The sequence below is a fragment of the Bartonella sp. AA23NXGY genome (genome assembly GCF_042197165.1).
Lineage (GTDB): Bacteria > Pseudomonadota > Alphaproteobacteria > Rhizobiales > Rhizobiaceae > Bartonella.
In genome coordinates, this window is sequence record NZ_JBHIRO010000076.1 from 1 (window position 1) to 1144 (window position 1144).

Below are 1144 nucleotides of genomic sequence, written 5' to 3' on the forward strand. Positions count from 1 at the left end.
GGTTCGGCGAAAGTGATTTTAAATGAAGTGACCAGCAGCAAGCGCAGTGCGCTTCATGGTCCAGGAGAGGTTTTTGGGAGCCCCGCCGATGTGATTATAGCCAATCCCAATGGGATAAGCTGTGATGGTTGTGGCTTTATCAATACGCCCCATGCGACTTTAACCACAGGTGTTCCCGAAATTGATGCGAGCGGTTTTTTGAAAGGCTTTGAGGTGCGAGGTGGGGATATTACCTTTGGCGCTAAGGGAGCCAATTTTTTCTCTGGCAAGGGGGCGGTTGATATTGTCGATATTGTCTCACGCACAGTGCATTTTGAAGGAGCTGTTGCGGGCAGAGAAATTGGTGTGACAGCAGGGACAGGTCACTTTGATTATGCTTCACGGGAAATGAAAGAGCTAACTGATATTACCGGTAAACCGGAATATGCGATAGATGGTTCTGCTTTGGGGGCTCTACAGGCGGATCAGATTAAACTTGTGGCAACAGAAAAAGGTGTTGGGGTTCGTATGCGCCATGATATGGCAGCCAATGCGGGGCAGTTGCATCTTTCTGCTGACGGGAAAATCTCGTTGAAGAATGTTTTTGGTCATGGGGGCGTTGTCCTCAAATCGAAAAGCCAGAGCGTATTGGCAAAGCACATCACCTCGAAAAAGCATATTGATATTGCCGCCCATAAGGATGTGACGTTAGAAACGGTTGGTGCTGATGGTCATTTGAAGATAGAGGCGCAGGATGGGCTTTTATCGATTGCCGGTAAGGCAACCTCTGGGGGCAATATGGAGCTTTCTTCGCGCCAGACACTTCAAGTTTCAGGGCTAGGATCAGGCGCTGATATGGCTCTTGAATCGGGCGGAGACTTGAAGCTTGAGGGGATTGTTTTAGCGCAAGGGAACCTCAAGGCGCATGCCGGTGGTGATATACAAGCTCATTTTTTAGCCGGTGGGGTTGATATGGCGGCAACGGGTGCTGCTGGTGTTGTTGTTCTTGGCACCCAAGGGGATGTTGATCTCCAGAGCAGTCAAGGTGCGATTGTTGCTGAAAGTGTTTATGGAGCAGGAGATATCACCCTGGTTTCTCATAACGGGCTATCTGTTTCTCAAACAATTCTGTCGCATCAAAATGTTGCCATTCAAGCACAACCAG

At 49.0% G+C, this 1144-nt stretch carries 1 protein-coding gene; it reads left to right on the plus strand.

Annotated elements, in window-relative coordinates; genetic code table 11:
* A partial coding sequence (locus tag ACFINY_RS09730) for a filamentous hemagglutinin N-terminal domain-containing protein (RefSeq protein ID WP_375701070.1) occupies positions 1–1144 on the plus strand: 1144 nt, incomplete at both ends.